Raw genomic sequence first — 14,935 nt, 5'->3', positions numbered from 1 at the left:
TATATTCGTTTCTGATTTTATGGTTCTTTTAGAAATAAAAGATTAAAAGGGAATTTGGTGAGATTCCAAAACTGTTCCCGCAACTGTAATACGCAATAAAAAACATTACTGCTAGATAACCACTGTCTGCCTAATGCGGATGGGAAGGAAGTAGTAATGCGTAAGTCAGGAGACCTGCCATATTATTTGTTATTATTAACTCTCGGGTAAAGGGTTAGTTATAAAAAATAGATGGACTATATGTCTTTGTTTGACCTTTGGGCTTAACCCCGAATGCTATTTTTTCTTTCTACAACTTTTCCCATTTTTAATTTACGATCTAGGCAATGGGAAAAAATATACCAAAAGTATCTACAACTTTTCAGTTTTGTGATGGGGGTTCTTGTCGAAAAGCGAAAAGTGAAATTGCAGTACGAGAAGCAAGAGCTTATTTACGTAATCAAGGACTTTGGGACAATACACATACCATAAAAACAAGATGTAATGGTAGATGTGAGGATGCACCTACATGGATTGTACAGCCAGATAATTTTTGGTACAAAGAGGTCACTCCTGAAAAAGCAATTTCTATTGTAAAATCTCATACACAAGACAATAAACCTGTAGAAGAGTATCTGTTATATAAAGACGGCTGGACATCATTGCTAACCAACAAAGAAAAAGCCGCTGTTCGTCCAACTTTCAAGCATAAAACTGATATAGAGCATGGAGAAGTTCTGATAGCCAGAGCTTTTGCTTCAGATCAACATTTATATCCGTTGTTTCAAGTTTTATTTAAAGAACCCCGTCCCATAGCTGTACAGCAAAATGATACAATTGTTGAAATAAAAACAGCACATACAGTCGATTATACTGATGAATATATGGTACATGTTGATGGAAATGAAATCAACTTGTCACTAACAATTGCTAGTATCCCAAAAGATATTTCGGATGAGATTGCAAATCGAAAAGTAAGCGTTGCAGAAGTAATCTGGCTGAAAAACAGCGCGACATTTACCAAAGCATTACGGCTTAAAAATAAAAAAGGAGAGCATTTAGCTACTCTATGGATAAAAGAAGAAGATACCCATACCTGGGAGCATATCCTGAACATATACTTGTCTATGGATTCTAAACACATTAGAATAGAAGAGCATGAATTACAATAGGATAAGTATATTGGGCTGTGGATGGTTAGGATATCCTTTGGCATTAGATTTTCTTTCAAAAGGAATTTCAGTAAAGGGGTCTACTACTACCGAAAGTAAAATTGAAACCTTTCAGGAAGAAGGGATTATTCCTTTTCTTTTCACATTAGGTGAAACAAAAGATCAGATCTACAAAGATTTTTTAGAAAATAGCGATGTGCTCATTATTAATTTTCCGCCAAAACGTATCCCCAATATCATAGAAGTATATCAAAAACAAGTGCAAAGTGTACTTCCATACATTTCTAAAACACAAAAAGTGATTTTTGTGAGCTCTACTTCGGTATATCAAAATACGAATAATGAAGTTTCAGAAACGCTACAAATTGAACCCGAAAAAGAATCAGGTAAGGCCGTTGCCATAGTAGAGAAATTACTGCAAGATGAATTAGGAGATCGTTTAACGACCTTAAGATTATGTGGGTTAATTGGATACGATCGCTTACCAGGTCGATTTCTTGCGAATAAAAAAGAAGTATTGAATGGTGATGCACCAATTAATGTTATTCATAGAGATGATTGCATAGGTTTGATTAATGCTATTTTGAAAAAAAATGTCTGGGGAGAAATTATTAATGGTTGTGCAGATCATCATCCGTTACGTAAAGATTTTTACATGCAGGCTGCTCTCAAGATCAGTTTGACGCCTCCTACTTTTAAAAAACAGGACAAAATTGCTTATAAAATTATTGCTAATACAAAGAGCAAAAATGTATTAGGATACTCATATATATATCCGGATCCTTTAAAATTAATTTAATGAAGCATTATTCAGTAGCTGTTGTAGGAGCTGGTCCTGGAGACCCAGATTTATTAACTGTAAAAGCGCATAGACATATTCAGAATGCAGATGTAATTCTGCATGATAATCTGGTTTCTGATAACATAATGATCATAAATAGTGACGCAGAAAAAATATATGTTGGACGCAAATACGGGGATACTTCTAATCAATGGGAACGTCAACAGAAAATAAACCAACTATTAGAACATTATTATTTTGAAGGAAAAAAAGTGGTACGCCTAAAGTCGGGCGATCCTTATATATACGGTAGAGCGGCTGAAGAAGCTCGATATCTGACCGAAAAAACATTCCTTTTGAGGTTGTGCCGGGGATTTCGGCAGCCCTTGCAGCGGCTAATATTTGTAATATTCCTATTACAGAACGTAACCGATCAAATGCTATGTTGATATGTACCGCACATACTGCAGATTATTCATATGAACAGTTAAATGGTATTGCTCATATGTTAAAAGCAGGAAATACAATTTCTATTTATATGGGCTTGAAAAGCTTGCATAAAATTGTTCCTAAATTATTAGAAGTATGTGAAGATGAAACTATTCCTGTAAATGCGATTTCAAGCGTTTCAAGAAAAGAACAAACCATGGTTACGGGAAACTTAGGAAACATAGAAGAAAAAATAACCAACAGCAATGTACAAATGCCAGTAGTTTTTATTATTGGTGCAATACCTATTGAATCTAAAAACTAATATTAAATGAAGCAGGGAATTTTATTATGTGGACATGGTACGCGAAGAGAAGCAGGCGTAAAATCATTTAAACGATTGGTGAGCATTCTTAAAGAACGTTATCAAGATGCCTATGAAGTCGATTATGGTTTTTTAGAATTTAATCATCCTACATACGAAGCAGCGGTAGAACGTATGTATGCAAATGGGATCCGTAAAATTTATGCTTTGCCTGTTATTTTATTTGCAGGTTCTCATGCCAAAAACGACATTCCTTACGAATTAAATACGCTGCAAACGTATCATGATGATTTAACCATTTCTATGGGAAAACATATTGGTGTAAGTTCTTTTTTACTGGATTTATCAGTAAAACGTATTGAGGAAACCGAAAAAAACTTGCCAAAAGTAGATAGAAAAGATACATGTTTGGTAGTGGTTGGTAGAGGAACTACAGATCCAGATGCCAATAGCGATGTTGCCAAATTAACTCGCATGCTTTGGGACGGAATGGGATTTGGCTTTGCAACTACTGCCTATAGTGGAACTGCTTATCCCAAAATTGATGAAGGCTTGCAGTTAGTAGAAAAGTTAGGTTTTAAACGGACTATTGTCATTCCTTTTTTCTTTTTTACAGGCGTTTTATTAGAACGAATCTATAACCATGTTTCTGAAATGAATGCTAATTCTGATTTAGAATATGTGTATACCGATCCATTTGGAGCGGATGAATTGATTTTACAAGCCTTTGATGAGCGTTTGCACGAAGCCCAAAATGGAATAGCAAATATGAACTGTCAGTTATGTAAATACAGAAAACAAGTGATTGGTTTTGAGGAATATCAAGGGAAAGAACAAATGGGGCATCATCTAAATGTGAAAGGGATTTTATTTGAAGAAGATGAGAAACCTAATGAAAATCAAAACGGATTAGGAAACAAAATTAAAAAGATGTTAGGAATATGACATTAGGGCAAATATATGGAGTTTCCTTAGGACCGGGTGATGCCGATTTAATTACACTAAAAGGTTTAAAAACCCTGCGGCAAGCTGATAAAATCTATTATCCGGGGTCATTATTTAAAAATGGTAGAAAATCCAGCTATTCATTATCTATTTTACAACAATACGATTTAGACATAGAAAAACTCAACGGTTTCTACTTAAAAATGGATGTAGAAAGGGTCCAAGCAAACACCATTTACGAAACTACATTTCAACAAATAGTAGAAGATTATCATAAAGGTTTGTCTGTAGTTATTGTTAGCGAAGGAGATATCAGCACCTTCAGTTCTTTTTCTTATCTATTAAAAAAAATAAAAGCGCATGAACTATCGGTAGACTTAATTCCAGGTATTACTTCGTATTCACATTTGGCTTCAGAAAGTGGAATACCTTTGTGTTTACAGAATGAGAAAATTACCATCATTCCGCGCATTCAAAGTGCAGCAGAATTACAAGAAGCGATACTGAATTTTGATACAGTGATATTGATGAAAATAAAATCGGTTATGGATAGTATTACTGCCATAATTGACCCAAAAATACATAGTATTACTTATGCAGAACGCTTAGGGACCGACAAACAGTTTATCACCAACAATTGGGCAAAAGCTAACCAAAGAGAGATCCCTTATTTTTCTTTACTCATTATTAAAAAAATCAATCAATGCAAATAACCGTTGCGGGCTTGGGACCTGGAGATATCGATTATATGTTACCTGTAGTCAAAAATGCTTTGCAGAGAGCAGATGTGGTTATTGGTTACGATTATTATTTTCAATTTGGAGAATCGCTTTTTAGAGAAGATGCAGAACTCATTTCAATGCCCTTGGGTAAGGAAGAAGCAAGAGCACATAAGGCAATTGAAAAAGCGAATGAAGGTAAATATGTGGTAGTTATTGGTTCTGGTGATGCAAGTATTTATGCAATGGCTGCTATTGTTTATGAAGTAGTTTCTAAAGAAGACCACGATGCTATAGAATTAGAAACATTACCAGGTGTTTCTGCTTTTTTAGCTGCAGGAAGTAAATTAGGGGCACCTTTAGGTCACGATTTTTGTTGTATTTCGTTGTCAGATTTAATGACACCTTGGAACAAAATAGAGCAACGAATTAAGGCAGCTGCAATAGGAGATTTTGTAACAAGTTTATATAACCCGAAGAGTAAAAAAAGACATTGGCAATTAGGTAGATTACAAAAAATATTTTTAGAAGAGCGTTCTCCTGATACCCCTGTTGCCATTATAAGACACGTAACCCGACCAGAAGAAGAACTTAAGATTACTACTTTGGGGGAATTCAATCCTGAAGATGTCGATATGTTTTGCCTGGTGATGATAGGGAATTCTCAAACCTATCGTTTTAAAAACTATTTGGTAACGCCTAGAGGATATCTCAATAGAAAACCTAATACAGGGAAAGAAATTCAACAAGAGAGTTTTAGAATAGTTACTCAACATCTTACCAATTTACCTTTTTCTATTGCAGATAAATGGGCAATAACAAGAGTGATTCATACCACAGGAATATTAGAAGATTTTAATCAGTATGTGGCAACACCTGAAGCGATTGAAAAATGGCATGATCACCTTAAAAATGGAGGAGAAATTGTTACCGATGTTACTATGGTCAAAGCTGGAATCACCAAAGCTTTCACAGCAGCATACGGAAATCAGATTCATTGTTTATTAAATGATGAAGATGTCCAATTATTAGCGAAATCAGCAAATATTACGCGTTCTCAAGCAGGTATTAGAGAAGCCATTAAAAAGTATCCGAATGCTCTATACGTTGTTGGAAATGCACCTACTGCTTTATTTGAAATTGTAGAACAGCTAAGAGAAAATACCACGTTTAGACCTGTCGGCGTTGTAGGTGTACCTGTTGGTTTTGTAAATGTTTTAGAGGCAAAAGAACAATTATCACAAATTAATAATACAGATTGGGTAATAATAGAAGGAAACAGAGGAGGTAGCAACGTTGCTGCAGCGATTGTAAATGCTGTTTTTACGCTACCCGAAGCTTTAAACTACTTTACATCTTGAGATGAGCAAATTTACTTCAGAACATATAGAAACTTTGGAGCAGATCATCCTTGCACGTAGAGATGTGAGAGGAAATCGATTTATAAACACACCTGTTTCTCAAAAGGATATAGATAAAATTCTATTTGCTGGAGTAAACGCACCTTCTGTTGGTTTTTCACAACCTTGGGAATTTGTGGTTATCAAAGATATGGCGATTAGAAACAGAATTAAAGAAAGCTTTTTTGAAGAAAATGAAAAAGCAAAACGGCTTTTTAAAGAAAAAAAAGCAGATGCATACACTCAATTAAAATTAGAAGGTATTACAGAATCGGCTTTAAATATCGCTGTTTTTTACAAACCCAGTGAACATCCTGTTTTAGGACAAACTACCATGAAAGAAGCAGGCGTATATTCTGTGGTTTGCGCAATTCAAAATATGTGGTTAATGGCAAGAGCATTACACGTAGGTTTAGGTTGGGTGAGCATTTTAGATCCTAATAAAATTAAAAGCATCTTAAATGCTCCCGAAGATAGACAGCTCATCGGTTATTTATGTTTAGGACACGTAGATAAGTTTTATGAAAATCCAGAATTAGAACGTTTACAATGGGAAAAACGCAAGCAGATAAATGATGTAGTTATTAAAGAATATTACCAATAAATGAAGCAAGAGGATACACATATTGACTTTTATTTAATTGGAATTAGTAACCATCCTACCCCAAAATGGAGTGACGAAATTTTGTCATTAATTGAAAAATCTACAGTTTTTTCTGGTGGAAAACGTCATTATGAATTGGTGAAATCATATTTGCCTAAAAATCATAGTTGGATTGAAATTTCAGGAAAAATGGATGTATTGGTTCAACAATACAAGACTTTTGATGTTTCTATTGTTGTTTTTGCGTCTGGAGATCCTTTTTTCTATGGTTTCGGAAATACCTTGCAACGTTTGCTACCTGATGTAAAATTAACAGCATTTCCTTATTTCAATAGCATACAGTTACTCTGCCATAAAACACAAACCAATTATAATAACTTAACAGCAATATCGGTTCATGGTAGAGATTGGTCAGCTTTAGATGAAGCATTAATCAATAGATGTGAATTGATAGGTGTGTTAACAGATAACAAAAAAACTCCGGCAGCAATAGCAAAACGTATGTTGCAATATGGTTTTGATAACTATACAATAATTGTTGGTGAAACCTTAGACGGAGATAATGAGCATATTGAAGAACTCGATGTATCGACTTGTGCCACCAAAACACATCATACCTTAAATTGTGTATTGTTAAAACAAATAAGACCTAAAGAAAAACCATTTGGTATTCCTGATACTGCTTTTATTCCTTTAGAGAATCGAACAAATATGATTACCAAAATGCCGATTCGTTTAAGTACGATTAGTTCGTTAGCATTACGAGATAAAGGTGTTTTTTGGGATATAGGTTCTTGCACGGGTTCTGTAGCTATCGAAGCAAAGCAGCAGTTTCCGCATTTAAAAATAGTGGCTTTTGAAAAACGAGTTGAATGTAGCACGATTATTCAAAAAAATACAGAGCGCATAGCAACACCAGGGATTGAAATTGTCATTGATGATTTCTTTAATCTCGACTTAAAAAATTATCCTATCCCAGATGTAGTATTTATTGGTGGACATGGAGGTCGCTTACAAGAATTAATACAAATCGTTTATCAACTCAATCCAAAAGCACGATTCGTAATCAATGCAGTAAAAGTAAGCAGTAGTAAGATATTCATTTCAGCACTTACAAAGCTAAACTATACGATTAGTACCGATACTATACAGTTAAATGAACATAATACAATTAGCATTCACACAGCAGAAAAACGATAAATGAAAAAAATAGCGATCATAGCAGTTACCGAGAAAGGTCTTGAAAAAGCCCTTATTATTCAGAAAGAATTTCCAAAATCATTGGTCATTACAACATTGCAATCAAATGATGAAAATGTATCAACTATCGCATCTATTTCAGACTATCTAAAGACAAACTTTATAAAGTTAGATGGTATTTGTTTTGTTACTGCTTTAGGAATTTGTGTACGACTAATAGCACCTTATATTCAAGATAAAAATAGTGACCCAGCAGTAGTCTCTGTAGATGATTTAGGGATGAATGTACAATCAGTGTTGAGCGGGCATAAAGGAGGTGCAAATGATTTTGCATTAAAAATAGCCTCTATTTTAGGAGCAAATCCTATACTATCTACATCCAGTGATGTACAAAATATATGGGCATTAGACACTCTGGGTACTCAATTTGATTGGCAAGTAGAAAGTTCTTTATCTATGAACAAAACAATGGCTTTGTTTGTGAATAATAGACCTACAGCGGTATTGTTAGATATTAAAGACAAAGGGACACAATATTTAGAAAAAACAGTTCCTGATTTTGTGACTATTTTTTATAGTGAAACAGATATTGATTATACAAAATTTGAATTATGCATTGCTGTAAGTTACAAAGTGTATAAACCAACAATTCCAAGCTTATTTTATATCCCAAAAGTACTTTCTATAGGTTCAGGATGTTCCAAAGAGTTAGATTCTGAGCTTTTTGAAGTCACGTTAAAAGAAGAACTGCAACGTAGAAATATTCATGTTGAAGCCATTAAAAACTTTGGTTCCATAGATATTAAGGCAAAACAACAAGCGTATTTAGACTTCAGCTCAAAAAACAGGATTCCTTTTAGCACATTTACCCGCGACGAAATCAATACGATTACCATACCAAACCCAAGTGAAGTGGTATTATCTAAAATTGGAGTCAGTGGCGTTTCAGAATCTACAGCGATGCTACTTTCTGGAAATAAAAATGTATGGGTTGAAAAACAAAAAAATCATTTAGAAAATGGTCAGAAATTCACTTTTTCTGTAGCTGTTGATATCAAGGCAGAACGTAGAACTGCAGTTGCCATTATTGGTGCGGGCCCAGGTGATTCAGCACTAATAACCGTAAAAGGAAAAGAATACCTACAAGAAGCTGATTGTGTATTATACGCAGGTAGTTTAGTCCCTGAAGAAATGACCGGTTGGTGTAAACCAGGTGCAATCGTTAGGAACTCTGCAATGATGACTTTGGAAGAGCAGGTAACTATCATGCAAGAACAGTATAAAAAAGGAAATTCGATTGTGCGTTTACAATCAGGAGATCCATCTCTATATGGTGCTATTCAGGAACAAATGACCATTTTTGATGAATTAGGGATGGATTATTTTATAATTCCGGGAATTTCTGCTTTTAGTGCAGCGGCAGCGGTATTAAAATCAGAATTTACGATTCCAGAAGTGGTGCAGTCTATTGTATTAACCCGTGGAGAAGGCAAAACACCAATGCCTTCTAAAGAAAGTATTTCGGCTTTTGCAGCTACCAATGCTACGATGTGTATCTTTTTAAGTGCTGGAATTGCTAAAAAAGTAGAAGCGCAATTATTAGAACATTTTGACCCTGATACACCCGTAGCTGTAATATATAGAATCTCATGGAAGGATGAAGAGATTTTTCAAGGAAAATTAGAAAATCTTGCAGCAATTGTAAAGAAAAGTAAGAAAACAAGAACCGTACTGATTGTGGTAGGGCGTGCGATTGGCGCTCGTAAAAATCGTTCTCAATTATACAGTCCAGAATGGAAACATATTTTTAGAACGAATAAGAAATTTGTAGTTACAGAATAATACATAATAAGAATGATATTAGTTTTTGGAGGAACAACAGAAGGTAAAAAAACGGCCGCTTTATTAGAAAGTATGAGGTTGCCTTTTGTGTATTCTACAAAAACAAATATCGCCTTTGAGACCAATGATATTGTCAGTTATAGGTATGGAGCTTTAGATGAGCAGCAATTAGAAAAATACATCTTAGGGCATGATATCACAATGATTGTAAATGCTTCGCATCCATTTGCAGAACTATTGCATAGCACCATTGCTAAGGTTGCTGAATCTTTACAGATACCAGTATTTCGTTTTGGGCGGCAATTACTGCCCAAAACGGCAAATCCCTTAGTCTTTTATGTAAAGACGTATGAAGAGGCTTTAGATTTATTAGAAGAAAACAAAACACTACTAGCTTTAACGGGTGTGCAATCTATCAAAAGGTTAACACCTCGGTGGAAAAAAAACACTACCTACTTTAGAATACTAAACAGACCTGAATCTTTAGCAATTGCAAGGCAAAGTAATTTTCCCAGAAAACAATTGATTTTAGGATTTCCTTCTAATGATTTAGAGAAAGAAATTGATTTGATTAAAACGTATCAAGTCGACGTTGTCTTGACCAAAGAAACTGGAAATAGCGGGTTTTTAAGCACAAAAATTGAAGTTGCATTAAAAACAGATACATCAATCATTATTATTGAACAACCAAAAATACCAGAATATTTTATTGTAGTTTATGATGCGGATACATTGGAATTATTGATTTCTAAAACGATTGTAGTATGAGTTTACGAAAAATTCCAAAAGGACCTTTAAGAGAAGGATTTACCACGGGCACTTGTGCTACGGCAGCTGCCAAATCGGGATTGATGGCGATTATTCATCAGAAAAAAAATACGACGGTAAAGGTACACTTGCCTGTAGATAAGATCCTTGAAATTCCTGTTCATCATTGTGAATTTACAGAAAACACGGCTAACAGTTCTGTAATCAAAGATGCGGGAGATGATCCTGATGTTACCAATGGTGCAGAGATAGGTTGTATATTAAAACTGACTCAAGAAAAAGGTATTCGGTTTATTGCCGGTGAAGGTGTAGGTACCGTTACACTTAAAGGTTTAGAATTGGCAATTGGAGAGCCTGCTATTAATCCTGTACCAAGAAAAATGATAACAAACGCACTCCAAAAATTATTACATGATTACGATCTAGAATGTGGTGTGTTGGTAACGGTGTATGTTACTAATGGAAGAGCGTTGGCCAAACGAACACTTAATGAACGAGTAGGGATCATGAATGGTATTTCTATTTTGGGAACCACAGGAATTGTAAAACCTTATTCTGCTTCATCTTATATAGCTAGTATAGAACAAGGAATTGATGTTGCTGTTGCAAACAAAGCAACAGAGTTAGTAATTAATTCTGGTGCTAGAAGTGAAAAATATTTATCAAATAAATTCGATTATTTACCAGAATATGCTTTTATCCATTATGGAAACTGGATTGGCGAAACATTAAATAAAATCAATAGTTCACCTATTAAAAAAGTGAGTATTGGCATTATGTTGGGCAAAGCGGTAAAATTAGCAGGCGGAGTAACCGATACCCATAGTTGTGTCTCTAGTTGGAATAAAGATTTTGTAGTGGATTTAGCAAAACAAGTAGGTTATAAAGATGCTGACAAAATCAAATCTCTCAATATGGCTGGACGGTTGATAGAGTTATTTGATTTCGAGCAGAATTCTCCTTTCTTTCAATTGTTATTAGAACACTGTTATCAACATACACATACAAAGATTAAACAGGTAGCACTAGATATTTACCTGATTCATAAAAACGGAACATTCATTAAATATAATAAACAATGACTTTTACTTCTTTAGTTAGACCTTTGATGGCGGGAATTTTACATTCTTTTGAGCCCGATCATGTAACAGCAGTTTCTGTGCTGGCTACAGAGAATGCCATTAATAAAAAGAAAGTAAGCTTCAAATCAGTATTCAAAGCATCGCAATGGGCATTCGGGCATTCGGTTACCTTGTTATTATTTGGAGGAGTAGCATTATTATTTAAAAGTGTGGCCACGTTAGCAGTGCATAATATTTCTTTTTATGCAGAGTTGGCGGTAGGACCTATTATGATTTGGCTAGGTGTTGTAGCCATTAGAAGAAATCATACTATTAATGAAATGGTTAAAGAGCATAAAAAAATTGAACCGCACGAACACGAACTTTCAAATCCAATACATTTACATGGAACCAAAGGTGAAGAAATAGCCATGAACCCAATGAACAAATCCTTTTGGGTTGGAATGTTACATGGATTGGCAGGTACTGGAGGTGCATTAACTTCTGCATTAGTATTAAGTAGTGCTACAATAGGGGATGCACTGCTTATTTTGGTAGTAGAATCTCTAGGGATTATTGTAGCTATGGGTGTATACAGTTACGTTTTAATTTATGTAATGAGTAGATTTTTAGAACGTAATCTCTCTGTTTTTAAGTGGATGAATGGTATTGCGGGATTAGCCTCAATAGTAATTGGTATAATATGGATCTATAATACTATTACTGGGTTATGATACAAGATAAAAAACAAATAAATTTTCCGTTTTCGGCTATTGTTGGCCAAGATGATTTTAAGTTAGCATTGATCTTAAATTTGGTAGATCCACGTATTGGTGGAGTTTTGGCCATTGGCGATAAAGGAACAGGAAAAACTACGTTGATTAGATCGGTAACAAGTCTAATGAGTGATCATCAAAATTATCCTTTTGTTAATCTACCTATTGGTGTGTCTGAAGATCGACTTATTGGAAATGTTAGCTTAGAACAATTAATTAATGAAAAAAAGGAAGTTGTTAACCTGGGATTAATGGCACAGGCGCATCAAGGTATATTATATGTTGATGAGGTTAACTTATTGCAAGATTATCTTACAGATATCTTATTAGACGCTGCCGCCTCTGGTAGTTACTATGTAGAGCGAGAAGGTATATCTCAACATTTTAATAGTCAATTTTGTTTAGTGGGTTCTATGAATCCTGAAGAAGGAAATTTAAGACCGCAACTAAGAGACCGTTTTGGATTAAGTGTAAATATTGTAACTCCTGTAGATCCTGTAATACGTCAAAAAATTATCAAACAACGTTTTAAATTTGATGACAACCCTGCAGATTTCGTAGCAAATTATAAGAGTAAAGATGAGAGCATTGCAAAACAAATTGATGCTGCCAAAAACAATCTGAAATCTATAAAAATAGATGATTCAATAATTGAATATTGTAGTAAACTAGCGATTCAACATCAAGTAGAAGGTTTACGTGCAGATATTTTATTATTAAAAACAGCAAGAGCCTATATTGCCTATCAAGATAAATCTGAAATCACTAAAGAAGCAGTAGATAAAATTGCTGATTTTGTATTGAATCACAGGAGTTTACAACATAATCCAAATCAACGAAATCCTTCGCAAAACCAAAAAGAGCAATCAAAAGAATCTCCAGCTGATGGTACTACTTCTAAAGAAGAAAAAATAAATATGTTACCTCCGCAAAATGAATTTAACAAACCAAAAGAAGTCACAGCAAATACAACTGATAATGGGGTAAATTCAATTAAAAATAACAAAGGGAATGTTACTTCGCCAGACATAAAAAATACCGTAAGTCAATATGTAGCAACTGATAAATTTGAACTAAAAACCAAACGGAAGAATAACCTTTTGAAGCAGCATCATATCTTTTTGATAGATTCTAGCGGTTCTATGCTGAAAGATGAAATTATAGCCTACGCCAAAGGTACTGTACATAAAATTGCAGAACAATCTAAAAAACAAAATACGCAATTCTCTATGGTTTCTTTATTTGATGGAGAAGCACAACAGATTTTACGCCAGACCAAAATTTTAAAAGAAATTGAAGAAGCCTTAGCCGAACTCAAAACTGGAGGAAAGACAAATTTAATTGCGGGTTTTAAAGAAGTGAAAAGTATAGCTTCAGATACTGATATCTGTAATAACCTGCATATCATTACAGATGGAAAATTAAATACAGAACATACTTTAGAAGATATTGTTTTAGCTTTTCAAACCTATTGTAAAGGAATACATATCACTCAAATTATTGATGCAGAAAAGGGAATGGTAAAAATTGGAGTTGCCCAAGAATTTGCAAATCGTATTCAAGCTACCTATGAAATTTTAATAAGAGAAAAAGTTTCAGAAATTCCAACACATACAAAAGGATGAGTAGACAGTTTATCATATCTGCCCCAAGTAGTAATGCAGGAAAAACCACTGTGACTTTAGGACTATTGCGATTATTTAAACGGCAAAATATAATGGTTCAACCTTTTAAAGTGGGTCCAGATTACATTGATCCAAAATTTCATGAGCTGGCTAGTGGAAAGATAGGTGTCAATTTGGATCTATTTATGATGACTCAAAACGAAGTAGATGCTACTTTGAATTTCTATGGAAAAAACACTCAAATTAATTGCATAGAAGGAGTTATGGGATTGTTTGATGGCGCAAAAAAAGATCAGGGTAGCACTGCCGAAATGGCAAAAAAACTGCAAACCCCTGTTTTAATGGTGGTCGATGCAAAAGCAGTCGCTTATTCTGTTGCGCCACTTATTCAAGGTTTCGCAAATTTTGACCCTGAGGTGAAAATAATGGGTGTTGTATTTAATCGAGTAGGTTCAGAGAGGCATTATGCCCTGCTTAAAGAAGCCTGCGACGATATTAATGTGCCTTGTTTTGGGTATGTATCGAATTTAAAAAACATTGAAATCCCATCAAGACACTTAGGTCTAAACATACGCGACATCGAAAAGTTTGATAGTGTGATTAACCAAATTGCTACGGAATTGGATAAAACGGTTGATTGGAAAGGGATTTTAGAAGCCTCAAAAGAAGTTGTATCAAAAGCGGTTTCAGAAAAGAAATCAAAAGTAAACAAGAACATAAAATTTGCAGTAGCCAAAGACGAAGCTTTTAATTTTATATATCCTCAGCATATTTCTGCGATGCAAGAATTAGGCGAGGTGATCTACTTTAGTCCATTGCATGATGTTATACTTCCTGATTGTGATTTTATCTATGTACCTGGTGGATATCCAGAATCCTATTTAAAAGAGCTATCTGAAAACACAAAAATGCTTTCCAGTATTAAAAAATTTGCCCAGAATAATGGTCAAATCTATGCAGAATGCGGAGGCATGATGTATTTGGGTAAAGCTATTATATCTGAAAAGAATGAAGTTTTTAAAATGGTTGATTATTTTGATTTTGAATCCACAATCGCTAACAAAAAACTGCATTTGGGGTATCGTACTTCCAAAATTAATGAAGTCGTTTTCAAAGGGCATGAGTTTCACTATTCTTATTTGATAAACGATACAGAAACGACCCTAAACGCAACCATTTTGAATGCAAGAGGTGGTGAAACTACCACTAAAATTTATAAAAAAAATAAAGTAATGGGGTCTTATGTGCATCATTATTTTGGTACAGAAGAAAGAGTATTACAGTTGATTAACGAAATAAATAACTAACA

13 protein-coding genes, 1 pseudogene and 1 riboswitch are annotated in these 14,935 nt (G+C 34.4%); all 14 genes and pseudogenes read left to right on the top strand.

The window, feature by feature from the left end; genetic code table 11:
• Positions 1 to 3 precede the first annotated feature (3 nt).
• Positions 4 to 196: riboswitch (cobalamin riboswitch) on the top strand.
• A gap of 130 nt (positions 197 to 326) precedes the next feature.
• The 14 genes and pseudogenes from FHK87_RS05500 (at position 327) to FHK87_RS05430 (ending at position 14,933) form a co-directional block, all read left to right on the top strand.
• The gene (locus FHK87_RS05500; protein ID WP_140591109.1) at positions 327 to 1,151 is read left to right on the top strand and encodes a (2Fe-2S) ferredoxin domain-containing protein; all 825 of its coding nucleotides are present in this window, start codon (positions 327 to 329) and stop codon (positions 1,149 to 1,151) included.
• Positions 1,138 to 1,950, top strand: coding sequence for an NAD(P)-binding domain-containing protein (locus FHK87_RS05495; protein ID WP_140591106.1), 813 nt, complete (start codon positions 1,138 to 1,140; stop codon positions 1,948 to 1,950). The genes FHK87_RS05500 and FHK87_RS05495 overlap by 14 nt, the downstream gene beginning before the upstream one ends.
• Positions 1,950 to 2,686: pseudogene (cobA, locus tag FHK87_RS26095) on the top strand (uroporphyrinogen-III C-methyltransferase). The gene FHK87_RS05495 and the pseudogene cobA overlap by 1 nt, the downstream one beginning before the upstream one ends.
• Before the next feature lie 6 nt (positions 2,687 to 2,692).
• On the top strand, positions 2,693 to 3,631 hold the full coding sequence (locus FHK87_RS05480; protein ID WP_140591094.1) for a sirohydrochlorin chelatase: 939 nt from the start codon (positions 2,693 to 2,695) through the stop codon (positions 3,629 to 3,631).
• The gene (cobI, locus tag FHK87_RS05475) at positions 3,628 to 4,344 is read left to right on the top strand and encodes a precorrin-2 C(20)-methyltransferase (RefSeq protein WP_140591089.1); all 717 of its coding nucleotides are present in this window, start codon (positions 3,628 to 3,630) and stop codon (positions 4,342 to 4,344) included. The genes FHK87_RS05480 and cobI overlap by 4 nt, the downstream gene beginning before the upstream one ends.
• Positions 4,335 to 5,711 (top strand): precorrin-3B C(17)-methyltransferase, encoded by a 1,377-nt coding sequence (cobJ, locus tag FHK87_RS05470; protein ID WP_140591085.1) that lies wholly within the window; start codon positions 4,335 to 4,337, stop codon positions 5,709 to 5,711. Before cobI ends, cobJ begins: the two co-directional genes overlap by 10 nt.
• A 1-nt stretch (position 5,712) precedes the next feature.
• A complete protein-coding gene (bluB, locus tag FHK87_RS05465) occupies positions 5,713 to 6,354 on the top strand; it encodes a 5,6-dimethylbenzimidazole synthase (RefSeq protein ID WP_140591082.1) in 642 nt (213 codons plus the stop codon).
• Complete coding sequence (gene cbiE, locus FHK87_RS05460) at positions 6,355 to 7,554, top strand: precorrin-6y C5,15-methyltransferase (decarboxylating) subunit CbiE (RefSeq protein WP_140591079.1); 1,200 nt, start codon at positions 6,355 to 6,357, stop codon at positions 7,552 to 7,554.
• A complete protein-coding gene (cobM, locus tag FHK87_RS05455; protein ID WP_140591076.1) occupies positions 7,555 to 9,396 on the top strand; it encodes a precorrin-4 C(11)-methyltransferase in 1,842 nt (613 codons plus the stop codon).
• 12 nt (positions 9,397 to 9,408) lie between these two features.
• Positions 9,409 to 10,164 (top strand): precorrin-6A/cobalt-precorrin-6A reductase, encoded by a 756-nt coding sequence (locus FHK87_RS05450; RefSeq protein ID WP_140591072.1) that lies wholly within the window; start codon positions 9,409 to 9,411, stop codon positions 10,162 to 10,164.
• Positions 10,161 to 11,246 carry a cobalt-precorrin-5B (C(1))-methyltransferase CbiD gene (cbiD, locus tag FHK87_RS05445; protein WP_140591069.1) on the top strand — a complete coding sequence of 362 codons (1,086 nt, stop codon included), beginning with the start codon at positions 10,161 to 10,163 and terminating at the stop codon, positions 11,244 to 11,246. Before FHK87_RS05450 ends, cbiD begins: the two co-directional genes overlap by 4 nt.
• Positions 11,243 to 11,959, top strand: coding sequence for a hypothetical protein (locus FHK87_RS05440; protein WP_140591066.1), 717 nt, complete (start codon positions 11,243 to 11,245; stop codon positions 11,957 to 11,959). The genes cbiD and FHK87_RS05440 overlap by 4 nt, the downstream gene beginning before the upstream one ends.
• Positions 11,956 to 13,626: an AAA family ATPase gene (locus FHK87_RS05435; RefSeq protein WP_140591063.1), complete on the top strand. Its 1,671-nt coding sequence runs from the start codon at positions 11,956 to 11,958 to the stop codon at positions 13,624 to 13,626. Before FHK87_RS05440 ends, FHK87_RS05435 begins: the two co-directional genes overlap by 4 nt.
• Positions 13,623 to 14,933: a cobyrinate a,c-diamide synthase gene (locus tag FHK87_RS05430; RefSeq protein WP_140591059.1), complete on the top strand. Its 1,311-nt coding sequence runs from the start codon at positions 13,623 to 13,625 to the stop codon at positions 14,931 to 14,933. The genes FHK87_RS05435 and FHK87_RS05430 overlap by 4 nt, the downstream gene beginning before the upstream one ends.
• The last annotated feature ends 2 nt before the right edge of the window (positions 14,934 to 14,935 follow it).

The sequence above is a fragment of the Aquimarina algicola genome (assembly GCF_006443095.1).
Taxonomy (GTDB): domain Bacteria; phylum Bacteroidota; class Bacteroidia; order Flavobacteriales; family Flavobacteriaceae; genus Aquimarina; species Aquimarina algicola.
This window is presented reverse-complemented; position numbering and strand designations above follow the sequence as displayed.

What these genes read in the sequence shown, in the direction of transcription:
- FHK87_RS05500 (WP_140591109.1), top strand. Translation starts at nt 327, where the DNA reads ATGGGAAAAAATATACCAAAAGTATCTACAACTTTTCAGTTTTGTGAT.
- FHK87_RS05495 (WP_140591106.1), top strand. Translation starts at nt 1,138, where the DNA reads ATGAATTACAATAGGATAAGTATATTGGGCTGTGGATGGTTAGGATAT.
- FHK87_RS05480 (WP_140591094.1), top strand. Translation starts at nt 2,693, where the DNA reads ATGAAGCAGGGAATTTTATTATGTGGACATGGTACGCGAAGAGAAGCA.
- cobI (WP_140591089.1), top strand. Translation starts at nt 3,628, where the DNA reads ATGACATTAGGGCAAATATATGGAGTTTCCTTAGGACCGGGTGATGCC.
- cobJ (WP_140591085.1), top strand. Translation starts at nt 4,335, where the DNA reads ATGCAAATAACCGTTGCGGGCTTGGGACCTGGAGATATCGATTATATG.
- bluB (WP_140591082.1), top strand. Translation starts at nt 5,713, where the DNA reads ATGAGCAAATTTACTTCAGAACATATAGAAACTTTGGAGCAGATCATC.
- cbiE (WP_140591079.1), top strand. Translation starts at nt 6,355, where the DNA reads ATGAAGCAAGAGGATACACATATTGACTTTTATTTAATTGGAATTAGT.
- cobM (WP_140591076.1), top strand. Translation starts at nt 7,555, where the DNA reads ATGAAAAAAATAGCGATCATAGCAGTTACCGAGAAAGGTCTTGAAAAA.
- FHK87_RS05450 (WP_140591072.1), top strand. Translation starts at nt 9,409, where the DNA reads ATGATATTAGTTTTTGGAGGAACAACAGAAGGTAAAAAAACGGCCGCT.
- cbiD (WP_140591069.1), top strand. Translation starts at nt 10,161, where the DNA reads ATGAGTTTACGAAAAATTCCAAAAGGACCTTTAAGAGAAGGATTTACC.
- FHK87_RS05440 (WP_140591066.1), top strand. Translation starts at nt 11,243, where the DNA reads ATGACTTTTACTTCTTTAGTTAGACCTTTGATGGCGGGAATTTTACAT.
- FHK87_RS05435 (WP_140591063.1), top strand. Translation starts at nt 11,956, where the DNA reads ATGATACAAGATAAAAAACAAATAAATTTTCCGTTTTCGGCTATTGTT.
- FHK87_RS05430 (WP_140591059.1), top strand. Translation starts at nt 13,623, where the DNA reads ATGAGTAGACAGTTTATCATATCTGCCCCAAGTAGTAATGCAGGAAAA.